Origin of the sequence: Marinomonas primoryensis (assembly GCF_013372285.1) — a bacterium.
GTDB classification, from domain to species: domain Bacteria; phylum Pseudomonadota; class Gammaproteobacteria; order Pseudomonadales; family Marinomonadaceae; genus Marinomonas; species Marinomonas primoryensis.
In genome coordinates this window covers 810,797-825,603 of the sequence record NZ_CP054301.1, presented here as the reverse complement: position 1 = coordinate 825,603, position 14,807 = coordinate 810,797, and the positions used below count along the sequence as shown (strand labels likewise).

At 42.9% G+C, this 14,807-nt stretch carries 15 protein-coding genes; 5 read left to right on the top strand and 10 right to left on the bottom strand.

Annotated features, from left to right (window positions below):
* The first annotated feature begins 240 nt into the window (after nt 1-240).
* Complete coding sequence (locus tag MP3633_RS03780) at nt 241-1,437, top strand: amino acid aminotransferase (RefSeq protein ID WP_176334533.1); 1,197 nt, start codon at nt 241-243, stop codon at nt 1,435-1,437.
* A 136-nt stretch (nt 1,438-1,573) separates the two neighbouring features.
* Here the strand turns inward: MP3633_RS03780 and MP3633_RS03775 are convergent, their stop codons facing one another.
* From MP3633_RS03775 to MP3633_RS03755, 5 genes are all read right to left on the bottom strand, one after another.
* Nucleotides 1,574-2,188, bottom strand: a complete 615-nt coding sequence (locus tag MP3633_RS03775; protein ID WP_176334532.1) for a UPF0149 family protein — start codon at nt 2,186-2,188, stop codon at nt 1,574-1,576.
* Between the two features lie 67 nt (nt 2,189-2,255).
* On the bottom strand, nt 2,256-4,154 hold the full coding sequence (gene parE, locus MP3633_RS03770; RefSeq protein WP_176334531.1) for a DNA topoisomerase IV subunit B: 1,899 nt from the start codon (nt 4,152-4,154) through the stop codon (nt 2,256-2,258).
* Between the two features lie 132 nt (nt 4,155-4,286).
* Nucleotides 4,287-4,868: a YqiA/YcfP family alpha/beta fold hydrolase gene (locus MP3633_RS03765; RefSeq protein ID WP_176334530.1), complete on the bottom strand. Its 582-nt coding sequence runs from the start codon at nt 4,866-4,868 to the stop codon at nt 4,287-4,289.
* A 68-nt stretch (nt 4,869-4,936) separates the two neighbouring features.
* Nucleotides 4,937-5,401 carry a DUF1249 domain-containing protein gene (locus MP3633_RS03760; RefSeq protein ID WP_244959820.1) on the bottom strand — a complete coding sequence of 155 codons (465 nt, stop codon included), beginning with the start codon at nt 5,399-5,401 and terminating at the stop codon, nt 4,937-4,939.
* Nucleotides 5,402-5,574: 173 nt separating this feature from the next.
* Complete coding sequence (locus MP3633_RS03755) at nt 5,575-6,195, bottom strand: NUDIX domain-containing protein (protein ID WP_176334528.1); 621 nt, start codon at nt 6,193-6,195, stop codon at nt 5,575-5,577.
* A gap of 144 nt (nt 6,196-6,339) precedes the next feature.
* Here MP3633_RS03755 and MP3633_RS03750 point away from each other — a divergent pair, with 144 nt between their 5' ends.
* From MP3633_RS03750 to pseF, 4 genes are all read left to right on the top strand, one after another.
* Nucleotides 6,340-6,903: a DNA-3-methyladenine glycosylase I gene (locus tag MP3633_RS03750; RefSeq protein ID WP_176334527.1), complete on the top strand. Its 564-nt coding sequence runs from the start codon at nt 6,340-6,342 to the stop codon at nt 6,901-6,903.
* A 138-nt stretch (nt 6,904-7,041) separates the two neighbouring features.
* Nucleotides 7,042-8,037, top strand: coding sequence for a UDP-N-acetylglucosamine 4,6-dehydratase (inverting) (gene pseB / locus MP3633_RS03745; protein WP_112136987.1), 996 nt, complete (start codon nt 7,042-7,044; stop codon nt 8,035-8,037).
* A complete protein-coding gene (gene pseC, locus MP3633_RS03740) occupies nt 8,024-9,208 on the top strand; it encodes a UDP-4-amino-4,6-dideoxy-N-acetyl-beta-L-altrosamine transaminase (RefSeq protein WP_176334526.1) in 1,185 nt (394 codons plus the stop codon). The genes pseB and pseC overlap by 14 nt, the downstream gene beginning before the upstream one ends.
* Entirely contained in the window at nt 9,205-9,948 is a 744-nt protein-coding gene (pseF, locus tag MP3633_RS03735; RefSeq protein WP_244959818.1) for a pseudaminic acid cytidylyltransferase, read from the top strand. Before pseC ends, pseF begins: the two co-directional genes overlap by 4 nt.
* 4 nt (nt 9,949-9,952) lie before the next feature.
* Here the strand turns inward: pseF and MP3633_RS03730 are convergent, their stop codons facing one another.
* The 5 genes from MP3633_RS03730 to fliS are packed head-to-tail and all read right to left on the bottom strand — an operon-like array spanning nt 9,953 to nt 14,773.
* Nucleotides 9,953-10,942 carry a PseG/SpsG family protein gene (locus MP3633_RS03730; RefSeq protein ID WP_244959816.1) on the bottom strand — a complete coding sequence of 330 codons (990 nt, stop codon included), beginning with the start codon at nt 10,940-10,942 and terminating at the stop codon, nt 9,953-9,955.
* Nucleotides 10,924-11,943 (bottom strand): pseudaminic acid synthase, encoded by a 1,020-nt coding sequence (gene pseI / locus MP3633_RS03725; RefSeq protein ID WP_176334525.1) that lies wholly within the window; start codon nt 11,941-11,943, stop codon nt 10,924-10,926. Before pseI ends, MP3633_RS03730 begins: the two co-directional genes overlap by 19 nt.
* A 2-nt stretch (nt 11,944-11,945) precedes the next feature.
* Nucleotides 11,946-14,054: a motility associated factor glycosyltransferase family protein gene (locus tag MP3633_RS03720; protein WP_176334524.1), complete on the bottom strand. Its 2,109-nt coding sequence runs from the start codon at nt 14,052-14,054 to the stop codon at nt 11,946-11,948.
* The gene (locus MP3633_RS03715) at nt 14,044-14,340 is read right to left on the bottom strand and encodes a hypothetical protein (protein WP_176334523.1); all 297 of its coding nucleotides are present in this window, start codon (nt 14,338-14,340) and stop codon (nt 14,044-14,046) included. Before MP3633_RS03715 ends, MP3633_RS03720 begins: the two co-directional genes overlap by 11 nt.
* The gene (gene fliS, locus MP3633_RS03710; protein ID WP_176334522.1) at nt 14,333-14,773 is read right to left on the bottom strand and encodes a flagellar export chaperone FliS; all 441 of its coding nucleotides are present in this window, start codon (nt 14,771-14,773) and stop codon (nt 14,333-14,335) included. Before fliS ends, MP3633_RS03715 begins: the two co-directional genes overlap by 8 nt.
* Nucleotides 14,774-14,807: the final 34 nt, after the last annotated feature.

Below are 14,807 nucleotides of genomic sequence, written 5' to 3'. Positions count from 1 at the left end.
ACGTAAACCAAAAATCTCAGACGCTTTCTTGTTGTGCAAAAAAGGGTCGTTATGAGGGTTAAATACAATTAACAAGCGTGAAAAAACAAAGTGTCTTTCATTCTTTACAGTATGAAGAAGTTTTCACTCACGCTTGCATTGTATTTCGCTATAAAAAAGGCAAAATAAAGAAGCTATTCAAGCGCCGACTCTTTTCACAGTGATGTCACTGTGATGTACAACAAGGACCCTGTATTTATCATGTTTAAGCATCTTAAAGCCGTTTCTGGCGACCCTCTTTTAGCCCTTATTATGGCCCATAAACAAGATTCAAACCCAAAGAAGATTGATTTGGGTGTGGGCGTCTATAAAGACGATAATGGTCACACGCCTATTTTAAAAAGTGTGAAAAAAGCGGAAGCTATTTTGCTTGAACAAGAAGATTCCAAAAGCTATTTGGGAATTTATGGCGCGACAGAGTTCGAAGGTATTATCAAGGATTTGATCCTCGGTGAAGGCAACCCGCTTATTAATTCTGGGCGTATTCGTTCTACACAAACCCCTGGTGGTACTGGCGCCTTAAAAGTATCTGCCGACTTTATCAGTGCGAACCTAAAAGACGCTCGCCTTTGGGTAAGTGATCCAACATGGGGGAATCATCAGTCTATTTTTGACTCTGCCGGTGTGGAAGTAAAATATTACCCTTACTACGACCCAGCAACGAATGGCCTACGCTTTGATGACATGATGGCGATACTTGAAGCCGAAGCTCAAGCAGGCGATGTATTGTTGCTACACGCTTGCTGCCACAACCCAACAGGCATTGACTTACAGTTTGACCATTGGAAAATCATTACCGATTTCGTGAATAAGCGTGGTCTTTTGCCTTTAGTTGACGCGGCCTACCAAGGTTTCGGTGATGGTTTGGACGAAGATCTTGCTGGTTTGCGCCACATGGCCGCTAATGTTCAAGATATGTTAATCGCAAATTCATTCTCAAAGAACTTTGGTATTTACCGTGAACGCTGTGGTGGCTTAAGCGTGATTGCGGCTTCTGCACCTGAAGCAAACGCAGCATTTTCTATTATCGGTCAAGCGATTCGTGCCAATTACTCTATGCCACCAGCCCACGGTGCCGCCGTGGTTTACACCATAATGAGCGACCCAGCGTTAAAAGCGGAATGGGAATTAGAAGTAACGGCTATGCGTGATCGCATAAATGATTTACGCGCAAAATTAGTGGCGAAATTAGCGGCTAGTGGCGTAAGCAAAGACTTCAGTTTCATCCAAGATCAACGAGGCATGTTCTCTTATTCTGGATTAACACTGGAGCAAGTTCGTAAGCTACGCAGTGAATACGCCATTTACATTGCCGATACTGGTCGCATGAGCATTGCTGGCGTCAGTGATAACAATATTGACTACCTTTGTGAAAGCATCAAAAAAGTCGTTGGTTAATAGGATTTTTTAAAAACGTTAATATTAAAAAAACCGTGACCTGATATCAGGCCACGGTTTTTTTCGTCTATGCTTTGCATTAAAAATTCACAGAAAAAGTATTATTCTTTAAAGAAATAATAAGAACTTAGTTTTATTAATGGAGCACTCGAGTTTCTGAGCTCTTGATGCCAGTTTGCATTTCAGGGTGATAATGCTGAACCAAACGCAACACAGAGGGTTCCAGCGTTTCTCGCCAAAATGTGACTTCCGCTTCAACCATGCCTTCAAGTTTGCTCCACCCAGCCTCCGTACCAAATAGACGTACAGGAGCAAGCACTTCATCAAAAAATTCACGGTCGCCGCCCAATCCCATGCCGATTAATTTTGCACCACGGACAAAGCCAACACACCACTCTTCAACCAATATAGTGTATTCACCATCGACTTCTTGTTCTAAGTAAACAGGGTAAAAGTCGCCAAACAACAAACTATTCATGGTTTCCATGTACATGATCAAAACAAGGCTTAAAAATTCGTCTTCTTGTTCTGTATTTTCCCACACTGGTTGATCTTCATCTGCGCCCCATATGGCATTCAACCAAAGGTCAGGCTCTAATTCTTTAATAGAGCATCCAAGTGCCGTTAAAAAGCCATCTAACTCGGACACACAAAGCAACGAGCGATCGGTTCCAAACGTGAGTAAATAGTGATCAATTTTTTCGTAAAGAACTTCTTCACTGATGATATCGTCGTCTTTCTCTTCAGACATTCATTCGTTTCCATTTTATTGAGCTATACATATATTTTAGCTTGCTTGGACAATAGCCGATTCGCTTTTAGTCCACTATCGCCAAGTTACCATAGGTTTCTAGCCAGCTTTTACGATCTCCGGCACGCTTTTTCGACAACAGCTTATCTAAAAGCTCGTCAGTATCAGGCTTGTCTTCCATTGTTAATTGGATCAATCGTCGCGTATCTGGTGCCATCGTCGTTTCTCGTAGCTGAGAAGGATTCATTTCACCCAAGCCTTTGAAACGCTGTACATTCGGTGTACCACGTTTGTTCTCAGCGGCAATTTTATGCAGAGTGATGTCTTTTTCTTCGTCGTCTAGGGCGTAATACACTTCTTTGCCTATGTCGATTCGATACAAAGGCGGCATGGCAACAAAAACGTGTCCGTTATTGACCAAGGCAGGGAAGTGTTTAACAAATAAGGCACAAATCAATGTGGCAATGTGTAAGCCATCCGAGTCAGCATCGGCCAGAATGCAAATTTTTCCGTAACGAAGACCACTTAGATCGTCATCACCAGGATCGACACCAATCGCAACAGACATGTCGTGAATTTCTTGAGAGCCAAGAACTTGATTGGAATCCACTTCCCATGTATTTAATATTTTACCTCGTAGCGGCAAAATGGCTTGGAAATCTTTTTCACGGGCCTGTTTTGCAGAACCACCAGCAGAATCCCCTTCCACGAGAAACAGCTCGCTTCGTGAAGTATCTTGTCCCGAACAATCCGCTAATTTACCCGGTAATGCAGGGCCTTGAGTAATCCGTTTACGCACGACTTTTTTGCTGTCTTTTAGACGTTTTTGCGCACTGTTAATCACGATGTCGGCAATTTTTTTACCGTCTTCAACGTGCTTATTTAGCCAAAGACTAAAGGCATCTTTTACTGTAGCAGAAATAAACGCCACAATCTGACGAGACGATAAACGCTCTTTGGTTTGCCCTGAAAATTGAGGCTCTTGGATTTTAGCGGACAACACATAGCTACAACGATCCCATACATCTTCCGCCGTGAGCTTAACGCTACGAGGCAACAGACTGTGAAAATCACAAAACTCTCGAATGGCTTCTAACAAGCCCGTTCGTAGCCCATTTACGTGGGTGCCGCCTTGCGCCGTTGGAATCAAGTTAACATAACTTTCAGTCACCAACTCACCGCCTTCTGGTAACCACTGTACGGCCCAATCGACACCTTGTGTTTTTTCAGTCGAACCGCCAATAAACGGTGCTTCAGGAAGCAACACAAAGCCTTCGTTAGCCAGCGCCAGATAATCTTTTAGGCCATCTTGGTAGAACCATTCATCACGAACTTCTTCACTGCCACTTTGATCTATAAAGACCACATGAAGGCCAGAACACAACACGGCTTTGGCTTTTAATAAATGCTTAAGGCGAGAAGTAGAAATTTTAGGGGTATCAAAATATTTAGTGTCAGCGGTAAATTTTACTTTAGTACCAGTGTTTTTCTTACCAACGGTGCCAACTTCTTTTAGTTCTGATGTTTTAAAGCCGTTTTCAAAACCGATATGGTATTGAATACCATTGCGTCTTACCCACACTTCCAACGAAGTTGACAAGGCGTTCACAACAGAAACACCCACACCATGCAGCCCACCAGAGAACTGGTAGTTGTCGCCAGAAAATTTACCACCAGCATGCAGCTTAGTCAGAATCAATTCAACGCCCGATATCCCTTCTTCTGGGTGAATGTCGACGGGCATGCCTCGACCATTGTCTTCCACGCTCAATGAACCATCTTTGTACAAGATAACTTCTATACGATCCGCATGGCCTGCCAACGCCTCATCGACCGAGTTGTCGACTACTTCTTGCCCCAGATGGTTAGGCCGTGAAGTATCTGTGTACATTCCTGGGCGTTTTTGAACGGGTTCTAAGCCACTAAGAACTTCTATCGATCCGGCGTTATATTCTTTTGCAGACATGCGTGTTTTTACTTCCAAATTGATCGTGCATCATAGTGTCAAAGCACTACAGTGCGTGCGAGTGTAAATTAGATTGGCTAGAGTCTATCACTGGTTTTGCACCGTGTGAAATAGTCCAACAAAAGCAGGGGGTTACTCGGTTAATATTTTAGCAAAATGAAGGATTTCTTTAGAAAACCGATCAAACTCTATAAAACTGTGATCGCCATCTTTTTCATGTGTCAGCCGTGCGGTTTGAGGAAACGCCTTAAGGGCTTCTTGGTAGTCTAGAACCTCATCGCCTTCTTGCAGCATCAACCAATACAAATCAGCGGTAGGCTCAGTTACCACCAATTGCTCCAACTCCAACATATGCGCTTGGGTTAATTCATACACTTCATTGGTATAAGGATTGGTTTGAGGACCTAGATAGTCCTTTAGGAGAATGGGCGCTTGTACCGCTGGGTTTACCAAGATAGCCTTTAGAGTGTATTTTTCAGCAAGATAGGCGGCATAAAAACCGCCGAGCGAACTGCCTATTAAGGTCAGTCCTTGTTGCTGATTTGCTTCAATGATTGTCTCTAGCTGTTTAATAGCCTGAGTTGGTTGCCAAGACAAGCGTGGTGAAATTACCGTATCAGGCACTCCAAATCGTTTAGCGGCATCACCCAACAACGTCGCTTTATGAGACAGCTCAGAACTATTAAAACCGTGAATATACAATAAAGCCGTCATGAACGTTCTCGTTTATCTATATAAAAAATAAAAGCTATACAAAAAATAAAAGCCATATAAACCAGAAATTATGCAAACTGAAAAGACACGGTGTTATCAAGTCGATGTCCGTGTTTAAGACAAAGCTCTAACAGATCCGCCAATTGCTGATTTAAGCGGAATTTCTCATCCCGATGCAACATGGCGTCATTAGGATAAGGATAAGCGCCCTGGTACTGACGATGACCGTCCGTGATTTCAGCAATACTGACATCATGGTACAAACGCACTGTCATCGATAAAGTGGTTTTGAATAACAATTTCTTTTGAATTTCAGGGCCGAATTCTAAAGCGACCTCAGACGTAAAACGACTTTCTTTGCCTAACGTTAATCTCAAACGACTTTCTTGATCACCCATGCTATGAATGGAAAAGTGCCAAGACCCCATATCCTCTTGGCCACGCATCAGTTTTCCCAGTCGTCGATAATTCAACTCACCGAGCATCTGTAAACTCACCAAATCTGGCACATATTGTCTGGGATTATTTTTCATAACGTTCGTCATTTTTGTCAGGTATTTCCTTCTGAAATTCTTTCGCTAAACCAACAACGAAGACGTACTTTACGGCCTCTCATCAATGGTTCATTCATATCGCTTTATTGCGCCAGTATAGATTAAATCAAGTAAAAAGGTGCTCATGATCTTAGCCAGTGAGATTGATGCGTTTAAGCGCACCAACGCGTAACAAGATCATTTTTATTTAAAGCGAACCACTGCAGCCCCATAATAGTGCTGGCGTTTTCTACGTCATGTTTGAGCAAGGCGATGGCCGCGTCAGACGTCACCAAATGCAATTTAATGTCTTCATTCTCGTCATCTAAGCCATGTATTTTATCAACATCCACCAGACTTGAATCAAACTCGCCAGCGTACATGCGCAAATACTCTACTAACCCACCTGGTGAAGGAACAAACTTAAACATATATTCAAGACGCTTTACTGTCACTCCAGCTTCTTCAAAAGATTCTCGACGGGCGACCTCTTCATCACTTTCACCTTCTTCTACCATGCCGGCAACCAACTCAAGCAGCCACGGTGAGTCACTTCTCATGACAGTAGGACGGAACTGTTCAATCAACAATATTTTATCCGCAATAGGGTCAAACAACAGCACGCACACCGCATCACTGCGCACCATCATTTCACGGGTCATTGGATGACTCCATTCTCCGTTAAATTTTTTATGTCTTAAGGTCAGTTTACGCATTTCGAAAAAACCTTTGTAAAGGCATTCGTCTTCTAACACTTCAACATCTTTTTGACTGTACGTCGGTTTAAACTTCATACTAACTCATCCTAATCAGCCTACCGTGTCGGGCCATGTCTGATATGATTGATTCACAAGGGTCACCACATTTTGCTTTACGTAACTCAGAAAAGCCGAGCAATAAAGCCATCGGCAATCATCATAAGTCTCGGAGCGCCATTAATGGAAAATATACGTTGTGCTTGGTGTTTAGGATCTCCCGAATACATTCACTATCATGATACTGAATGGGGAATCCCTATTTATGACGACCAAAAACTCTTTGAGTGTATTGTACTCGAAAGCGCTCAGGCGGGTCTAAGCTGGATTACCATTTTACGTAAACGAGAGGGCTACCGAACACTTTTTTACGATTTCGACCCGATCAAAGTTGCCAACATGACGGAATCGGATGTGGATCGATTAGTCCTAGATGCACGCATTGTTCGGCACCGAGCAAAGATAGAAGCGACCATCAACAACGCCAATGCTTTTCTGAAAATCGTTAAAGAATTTGGTTCTTTCAGTCATTATTTTTGGGCATTAAGCGACCACAAAATCATTGATAACCAAGTCAGCAGTCTGGCCGAGGTGCCTGCTGTGACTGAGCTATCCACGCGCTTTGCGAAAGATTTAAAGAAAAGAGGTTTTAAGTTTCTGGGGGCCACGACCTGCTATGCATTTATGCAGGCAACGGGAATGGTTAACGATCACATCGACGAGTGTATTGCTCGAACGACAACATAAATCAAATCCTGTAGGAACAGATCCTTGATTTCATTAATGTTTCACCTAAAGTGGTCGATATAATAAGAAGACTGTTTTATACAACAATGATGCTCACAGGGCTTACTCTACTTTTATTATTTGGTTTGGTATTGATACATGTTTAACAACAAAAGCATTCTTATTACTGGCGGTACAGGTTCTTTTGGACGTCAGTATGTAAAAACTCTATTAGCCAATTACCAACCTAAACGACTCATCATTTACTCTCGTGATGAGCTCAAACAGTATGAAATGCAACAAGACTTTGATGCTCAATGCATGCGCTACTTCATTGGCGATGTACGTGATAAAGATCGCCTGACACAAGCCATGCGTGATGTAGATTTTGTGATCCATGCCGCCGCACTAAAACAAGTGCCTGCGGCAGAATACAATCCGATGGAATGCATTAAAACCAACATTCATGGGGCTGAAAATGTGATTGCGGCCGCAATAGCCAATAATGTAGAAAAAGTCATCGCATTATCAACAGACAAAGCGGCGGCTCCAATTAACTTATACGGAGCAACAAAACTCGCTTCCGATAAACTCTTTGTTGCTGCCAACAATATGGTTGGCCAAGGCCGTACACGATTCTCCGTGGTGCGCTATGGCAATGTGGTGGGTTCTCGTGGTTCTGTTGTACCATTTTTTCAAAAATTGGTCGCCGATGGCGCCGAGTCTATTCCAATTACCCATCCAGACATGACACGCTTTTGGATCACTTTACCAATGGGCGTTAATTTCGTTCTCAAGAACTTCCAACGCATGCACGGCGGTGAAATCTTTATCCCAAAAATCCCCTCGGTGAGAATTATGGATTTGGCCGCCGCATATGCGCCGCACCTTCCAACCAAAGACGTCGGTATTCGGCCGGGAGAAAAACTCCACGAAGTAATGTGCCCTTCCGATGATTCTTTCCATACTTATGAATTTAAAAATCACTATGTCATCTCCCCAAGTATCAAATTTTATCAAGATGATATGGATTTTGGTCATAGTCGTTTAGGCGAAACAGGCGAATTGGTTAAAGCAGGTTATGAGTATCAATCTGGCAGCAACCCTCACTTTTTAAGTATTGAAGAGATTTTAACCTTCGATGACGCACACTGATTTTATTCCCTACGGCCGCCAATCCATTAACGAAGACGACATCGCCGCGGTCGTTAAATCGCTTCGCTCTGACTTTTTAACTCAAGGCCCTTGTGTCAGCGAATTCGAACAAGCCATTGCTGATAAAGTAGGGGCCAATTATGGCGTGGCAGCCAACAGCGCGACCTCTGCGTTACATCTCGCCTGTTTAGCCTTGGGTGTAAAAGAAAACGACAGAGTTTGGACATCGCCGAATACCTTTATTGCTTCAGCTAACTGCGCACGCTACTGCGGTGCGAGTGTCGATTTTGTCGATATTGATCCACGAACCTACAATATGTGCCCAGAAAAACTGGCCGAAAGACTTCATCAAGCAAAGCAAAATAACACGCTACCTAACGTGGTTATTCCGGTGCATTTCGCAGGGCAATCCTGTGATATGGAAGCCATTCATAAGTTATCCAAAGAATATGGATTTCATATCATCGAAGATGCCTCTCACGCAATCGGAGCGAAATACCAAGGTGATTACGTTGGTAACGGCACATTCAGTGATATCTGTGTTTTCAGTTTTCATCCAGTCAAAATCATCACCTCTGCCGAAGGTGGCATGGCGATCACCAACGATGAACAACTGGCTAAACACATGAAAAAACACTCTCAGCAAGGTATAACAAAGTCACCTGATGAGTTAACCCAAATGCCGGGCGATTGGTATTACGAACAGCATACACTGGGCTTCAACTATCGCATGACAGAATTACAGGCTGCATTGGGCTTATCACAGCTATCGCGATTAGACGATTTCATTACTGAGCGCCATCAGCAATTCGCACGATACAGTGACCTTCTAAAAGACTTTCCTATTACCTTGCCGTTTCAAAAGGATGGGAGGAATTCCTCTCTGCATCTTTTCCCGATACTTCTACCAAAACACCATAAGGCATCACGAAAAGCCATTTTTGATGCATTACGCCAGGCTAATATCGGCACACAAATTCACTATATTCCTGTGCATACTCAACCTTATTATCAAGCGTTAGGCTTTAAAAAAGGCGATTTCCCCATTGCCGAGGACTATTACCAACGCACCCTAAGTTTGCCGTTATTTGTCGGGTTGACGCAAGAACAGCAACATCGAGTCGTTAACGTTCTTCGTCAAGCACTCGCTGATCATGGCGTCTTAGCATGACTCAACACATGACGACCAATACGACAACAAGTACAACACTGGATAAAACTTATCGTGTTGCCATTATTCCCGCTCGTGGTGGATCACAACGTATTCCAAGAAAGAATATTCGCTTATTAAACGGCAAACCTTTGATTGCGTATTCCATTGAAACCGCGCTTTCTTCAGGGTTATTCGATGAGGTTATTGTATCGACGGATGATGCTGAGATTGCTCAAATTGCTCGGGATTGTGGGGCTAAAACCCCTTTTTTACGTCCAGCTAATTTAGCCGACCATATGACAGGGACAACCCCCGTGATGCAGCACGCATTGCAGTTTTTAATCAATGAAGGAAAAACACCAAACGAAGCCTGCTTGATATACGCCACTTGCCCTCTTTTAACAACAGAAGATCTACAGCAAGGTTTAGCACAGCTTAATCAAACAACCTCTTTTTGCTTTTCAGCCACCACATTTGATTTCCCCATACAGCGCGCTTTGCACATCACAGAAAACGGCGAACTTGCGCCGATGTTTCCTGAGCACATTATTAAACGCTCTCAAGATTTAGTCGAGGCGATTCATGACGCAGGACAATTTTATTGGGCGAGTACGCAAAACTGGTTTGATGAGGAAATTTTCGGCCCAAAATCCAAGCCTTTATTATTACCAAGACATCGCATTCAAGATGTAGACACCGAAGAAGATTGGCTGCGTTTAACGCAAATTATGACACTGACGTCTGGCCAAACGCTCTAATTTTTCAAGAAAAGTACGCATCGATGGCTTTAGCCACACGCTCAGCGCCCGCACCATCCACTAAACCTTGAGCCGTTTTACGGGCCTTTTTTTGCCATTCAAGATCCAACCAGCGACCGTTTAATTCTTCGATCAGTTGCTCAATACGGTGCCGACGAGCCTCTTCTGACACATTGTCGAAACGTACTGAACGACACCAACCAAGAGGAACGTGCTGCTCTAAAGAACAAGTCTGATTGTCTGCGACTTGTGCGAATACCGTCGGAACGCCAAGGCATGCAAGTTCAAACAATGTACCGCCTGCCGCAGAAATGGCCATTTTGGCTTGTTTCATAAGCGGCGTCACATCCGATAGCCCCTGTTCAACATAGATATTATTTTCTTCACAAAAAGACAACACCCGGTCTGCCTTTTTGGCGCTGGCGCCCAGTAATATTTGAATGTATTTAGCCGGAAAGCCGGACGTTAATAACGCTTTTAAAATCGGTAACGTCAGTGCGAGAGGATCGGTTCCGCCTAAGGTAATCAATAGTTTTTCAGGCGTGACAGCTAGATTGTTTTGTTGTAAAAAAACAGGCCTTAATAAGGCGTATTGACTGCCCGTAAGCGGGAACTTAATGCTCTTAGAGTAGGTTTGATGCAAAGGGTTTAGCAGCCATTTAGCCGGAAAGTCTCCTCTGTCGTTCATATCGTCCAAAACGAGAAGGTTTGCCTGGTGCTCATAAAGCGTAGCAATATCATCGGCGCTATAGCCATAATGATCGAGTATGACCAAATCCACTTGTTCAGCCAATTGCCAAAACTCGGACTCTGTCTCAATAAACTCATCTTCTGGAGAGGCAAACGCATCATAACGACGCTGGACAACAAACTGACACTGCCAACCTAACACTTTAAAGGCATGAATCAAGGCTTGGCAACGAACTCGGTGCCCCATGCCGATGTCGACAGATGCATCTGCTCGCACCAGCACTTTCAAGTCATCATATCCCATGCAAGAGGCTGACCTTTTTGCGCATCGGCTATGAGTGTTTTTCCAAGTACATCTGGCCAATGCTTTGGCGCCAGACCAAGCGATGGGCGAATAATTTTAAGGTGCATTTCGGACAAAACAGTGCCCGCCGGCAAATCTGTCGCCACGTAAATAGAGCGACGGTATTTTTTCGCCGCTTGCTCTGCATCCGAACCACCGTAAGTGACGCTTCCAAGTGCCGCTTTCGCAGCACGACAAGCTTCTACCAGTGCTTTCATTTCCTCTGGTTCCATAGAAAATGCTGCATCCACGCCACCTGCACTGCGATCCAAAACAAAGTGTTTTTCAATCACTGTCGCGCCCAGTGCCGTTGCGGCAACCGCAGCACCTAGACCTTGAGTATGGTCAGACAAACCCACTTGGCAACCTGTGTGTTTGGCTAAATCTGCCATCGTGACTAAATTTGTATCTTCTATTTTTGCGGGATATGTACTGGTGCATTTAAGCAAGGTTAAAGGATTATCACCAATGGCTCGAATCGCCGCCACAGCCTCATCAATTTCGTCTTTTGTCGCCATCCCAGTCGACATAATAATCGGCTTACCCGTTCGCGCAACCGCTTGAATTAACGGAATATCCGTCATCTCGAACGAGGCAATTTTGTATAAAGGCACATTGAGCGTCTCTAAGAATGCCACGGCACTAAGGTCAAAAGGCGAGCTAAACGCCACCAGCCCCAAAGACTCGGCCAGCTCAAATAACGGCTTGTGCCATTCCCATGGTGTGGAGGCTTTCGCGTATAAATCATAAAGATTTGAACCACGCCATAAACTGTCATTTTCAGACACCATAAATTCACCATGACGAATATCCAGCGTCATGGTGTCTGGCGTGTAAGTTTGTAGTTTTATAGCATCAACACCGGCTTCAGCTGCCGCATGAACCATTGCTTTCGCGAGTTCAAAATCTTGATCATGGTTGCCTGATAACTCAGCAATAATAAAAGGCGTTTGTTCGAACATAATTAACCATTATAAAAAGTAATTAGGTGGTCATTACCTTGATCGACATACTCCGACGCTTGCTGGAGCATGCTCGGCATTTCTTCAAGAAATTCGCACCAAGGCGTAAATAAATGACGAGCACGAGACACGGTTTCCGCTTCGTCTTTATGGTTAAATAAAAACTGTACTATTAAAAAGGCAGAATACGTAAAAGAACCTATAAGTAGATCATGTATATGACGATAGACACTCCCTCTCAAGAAAAAAATTTCTCGATGGTAAGTCCAAAGCAAATTACACACATCTTCTCGTGTTTTTATACTCTCGTCCCAACCTTCTTGCAGTGCTTTACTGATCTTACGAAAATCCTCGACAGAAATAAGGGTATCAGGCGTTTGATCTAATACTGCTGCTGGCGGGTCAGTAAAAAAAGCACTTTCTAATAAATCGATCGCTCTTCGATGGTCAATCCTTGGGTCTGTGATCAATACATCATCCATTAGAAGCGGTGTGACACCTTCTATTTTTGCGCCATCAGACAGGTTGAAGCTATCGAAGTTACGACGTTTATTTAATGAACGCGTTAGTGCCTCTAGTTGCACTCTAGACGTGTCCATAATGCCAGTAGCATAAATAGTACCGCCAAAATTACCTTCTCTCTCAACTAATTTAGCGTCTTGAAAGGATTGAAAACCCGACTCTTTACCATCTTTATAATAGCCACTATGAACAGAATGATGACTATTTTTGTCTTTAAAACCATTATCCACCCCAAGATAATACACGCTATTAAAACCAAATAGATGCACATAAGATAAGGCTAAATTGGCAACAATGGGGTTACAGTAATTTAGCTGTACATAATTTTTGTCATCGCCTTTTGCGCGCGCGTGGGAAAGAATAAGTGAAGTAATCGCTTCCCCGGGCTTCATCCCCATTCCTGAGCGTCCAAAATAATCAAAAAAATCTGGATGCATCACATTAGCCGTTAATCCCCAAATTCCATTTAAGTACTCTTTATCTAAAAATGAAAATTTATCTACCGTCTGCTTCATTCTTTCGATATCCACATGAATATCTGGGGTAACGCCTAACTTACTTAACGTGTTGATAGTAGACCCGCAAGAAATCAATAGAACTTGCTCACGAACCTCTTTAATCAATTCAATCCCTTGATCAAGAGAAGGACCATTACCCAAAATGAAAACGGGAATATCTGTGACCCATTTCGGTAGTACGTCCCTACCTTGAAAATGTGCCACTTTCGTTTTTGGAAGCGATCTGAGCCCTTGAGCAATGCCTATTAGAGCATCATCAAAAAAGCCCCATCCCATTACCTGACGCACATAATGCTTTTTAAAATAATCAAACGCCTTATCATTTTCAGGGCTGTTATAGCCCATGAAAAGATAGGTTTCTGGGGCTAAAAAGTAACCGTTTTCTTGCAACTGTAAAAGATAAGTGTCGGTAAACTCTTCAGGCTGAACACCTAGAAAAAAATGGATCGTACGTCCATCTCTGTTGCAGGTTTCTAAAATATCCTGCCAATCTATTGAATACAAAGAGTAATGAAAAAGATCTAAGTCACTTTCGTATAAATAAAGGTGTTTTATGTCTCTTTTGCTTAAGAGCAACTCAAGCTGATACCCAAGCTCAATACCAAATACAATGGCTGCTCCGACAAATTGAGGCCACTCGACTTGTTTTTCAAGGCCTTCAGACTGGACCTCAATTTCGTCTAATATTTTATTACTGAAAAAGACATGGCGACTTTCATTGTTAAGAGAACGCTCTAAATTGAGGAAGGTTTTTGTGGGGTGAGAAAGCACATACTCTATTTTATCTTGCGCCTGAGACTTAGGATTTTCTGAAAACAGGGGAAAACCAATATCCTCTCTAAAAAGATTCAATTCACCCGATTCTTCCATGTAAATAAAGCGTTTTTTAGGGCGGTAGTCTTTTAGCTCTTCATAGATATGAGGCATGAACTGAGAAAAAACAGTCATGTTTTTTATGTATCGATCGGTAAGGTCCTGATCGTTATCTTTTAACCTTTCAGCACCTTTTTTAAAAGAAGCCAGAAAGGCTTCCGCATGTTCAAGATTGGGGCCGCTGGCTTTATTTTGCATGCTTCACGCCTTTATACTTACTGACGCTCTTTCGAGCTTTTATAGATTGAAATAACTGGTTTTGCATGATTCGATGAGTATCTTGAACTAGCTGAATAGCCAAGTGATGAATTTCAATGAAGGTTTTTAATTTCTGATTAATTACAGAATTTTTTTTTTCAGGTTTAAGAGAAAAAATAAAGTCATTATGCTCTAAACATAACCGCTGTATTTCATCAAAGTCTTTAACCAATACAGCCCTCTCTAATTCTTCAGTTAACTTAGCCAACTGAGACAGATCAAGCATTAATGGCCCCTGCTCGCTCTTGGCTTTCACTATTGTATGCTTCTTGCTTGGATGCTTCGGATATTTGATCCCAGGCGCCTTTGATTTGCAGAAGTAAGCCGATTACTTGATCAATAACGGCACAGTCTTTAGACACGCTCGCTTCATTAATGCGAACGATCATGTAATCGTATAACCCATCTAAATTATCTACCAATTCAGGATTTACATCTCGATCTAATGCATCTCTTAATGCATTTATAATCTCTATTGCTCGAGTGAAGGCTTCGCCTTTCCCACCCCAATCCGCTCGTTCAATACAGCCTTTGCCTAACGCTAACCGTTCTATGGCTCCATGCATCAGAAGCTGGATAACACGATGAGGATCTGCCGAGGCTAAATCGGATTTTATAGAGTCCTTTTTATAAGCCTGAATCCCTTTTTTCGCGTACATAAAACAACCTCACTAAATTTTCGAATACGATACA

What these genes read in the sequence shown, in the direction of transcription:
- MP3633_RS03780 (WP_176334533.1), top strand. Translation starts at nt 241, where the DNA reads ATGTTTAAGCATCTTAAAGCCGTTTCTGGCGACCCTCTTTTAGCCCTT.
- MP3633_RS03775 (WP_176334532.1), bottom strand. Translation starts at nt 2,188, where the DNA reads ATGTCTGAAGAGAAAGACGACGATATCATCAGTGAAGAAGTTCTTTAC.
- parE (WP_176334531.1), bottom strand. Translation starts at nt 4,154, where the DNA reads ATGTCTGCAAAAGAATATAACGCCGGATCGATAGAAGTTCTTAGTGGC.
- MP3633_RS03765 (WP_176334530.1), bottom strand. Translation starts at nt 4,868, where the DNA reads ATGACGGCTTTATTGTATATTCACGGTTTTAATAGTTCTGAGCTGTCT.
- MP3633_RS03760 (WP_244959820.1), bottom strand. Translation starts at nt 5,401, where the DNA reads ATGAAAAATAATCCCAGACAATATGTGCCAGATTTGGTGAGTTTACAG.
- MP3633_RS03755 (WP_176334528.1), bottom strand. Translation starts at nt 6,195, where the DNA reads ATGAAGTTTAAACCGACGTACAGTCAAAAAGATGTTGAAGTGTTAGAA.
- MP3633_RS03750 (WP_176334527.1), top strand. Translation starts at nt 6,340, where the DNA reads ATGGAAAATATACGTTGTGCTTGGTGTTTAGGATCTCCCGAATACATT.
- pseB (WP_112136987.1), top strand. Translation starts at nt 7,042, where the DNA reads ATGTTTAACAACAAAAGCATTCTTATTACTGGCGGTACAGGTTCTTTT.
- pseC (WP_176334526.1), top strand. Translation starts at nt 8,024, where the DNA reads ATGACGCACACTGATTTTATTCCCTACGGCCGCCAATCCATTAACGAA.
- pseF (WP_244959818.1), top strand. Translation starts at nt 9,205, where the DNA reads ATGACTCAACACATGACGACCAATACGACAACAAGTACAACACTGGAT.
- MP3633_RS03730 (WP_244959816.1), bottom strand. Translation starts at nt 10,942, where the DNA reads ATGGGATATGATGACTTGAAAGTGCTGGTGCGAGCAGATGCATCTGTC.
- pseI (WP_176334525.1), bottom strand. Translation starts at nt 11,943, where the DNA reads ATGTTCGAACAAACGCCTTTTATTATTGCTGAGTTATCAGGCAACCAT.
- MP3633_RS03720 (WP_176334524.1), bottom strand. Translation starts at nt 14,054, where the DNA reads ATGCAAAATAAAGCCAGCGGCCCCAATCTTGAACATGCGGAAGCCTTT.
- MP3633_RS03715 (WP_176334523.1), bottom strand. Translation starts at nt 14,340, where the DNA reads ATGCTTGATCTGTCTCAGTTGGCTAAGTTAACTGAAGAATTAGAGAGG.
- fliS (WP_176334522.1), bottom strand. Translation starts at nt 14,773, where the DNA reads ATGTACGCGAAAAAAGGGATTCAGGCTTATAAAAAGGACTCTATAAAA.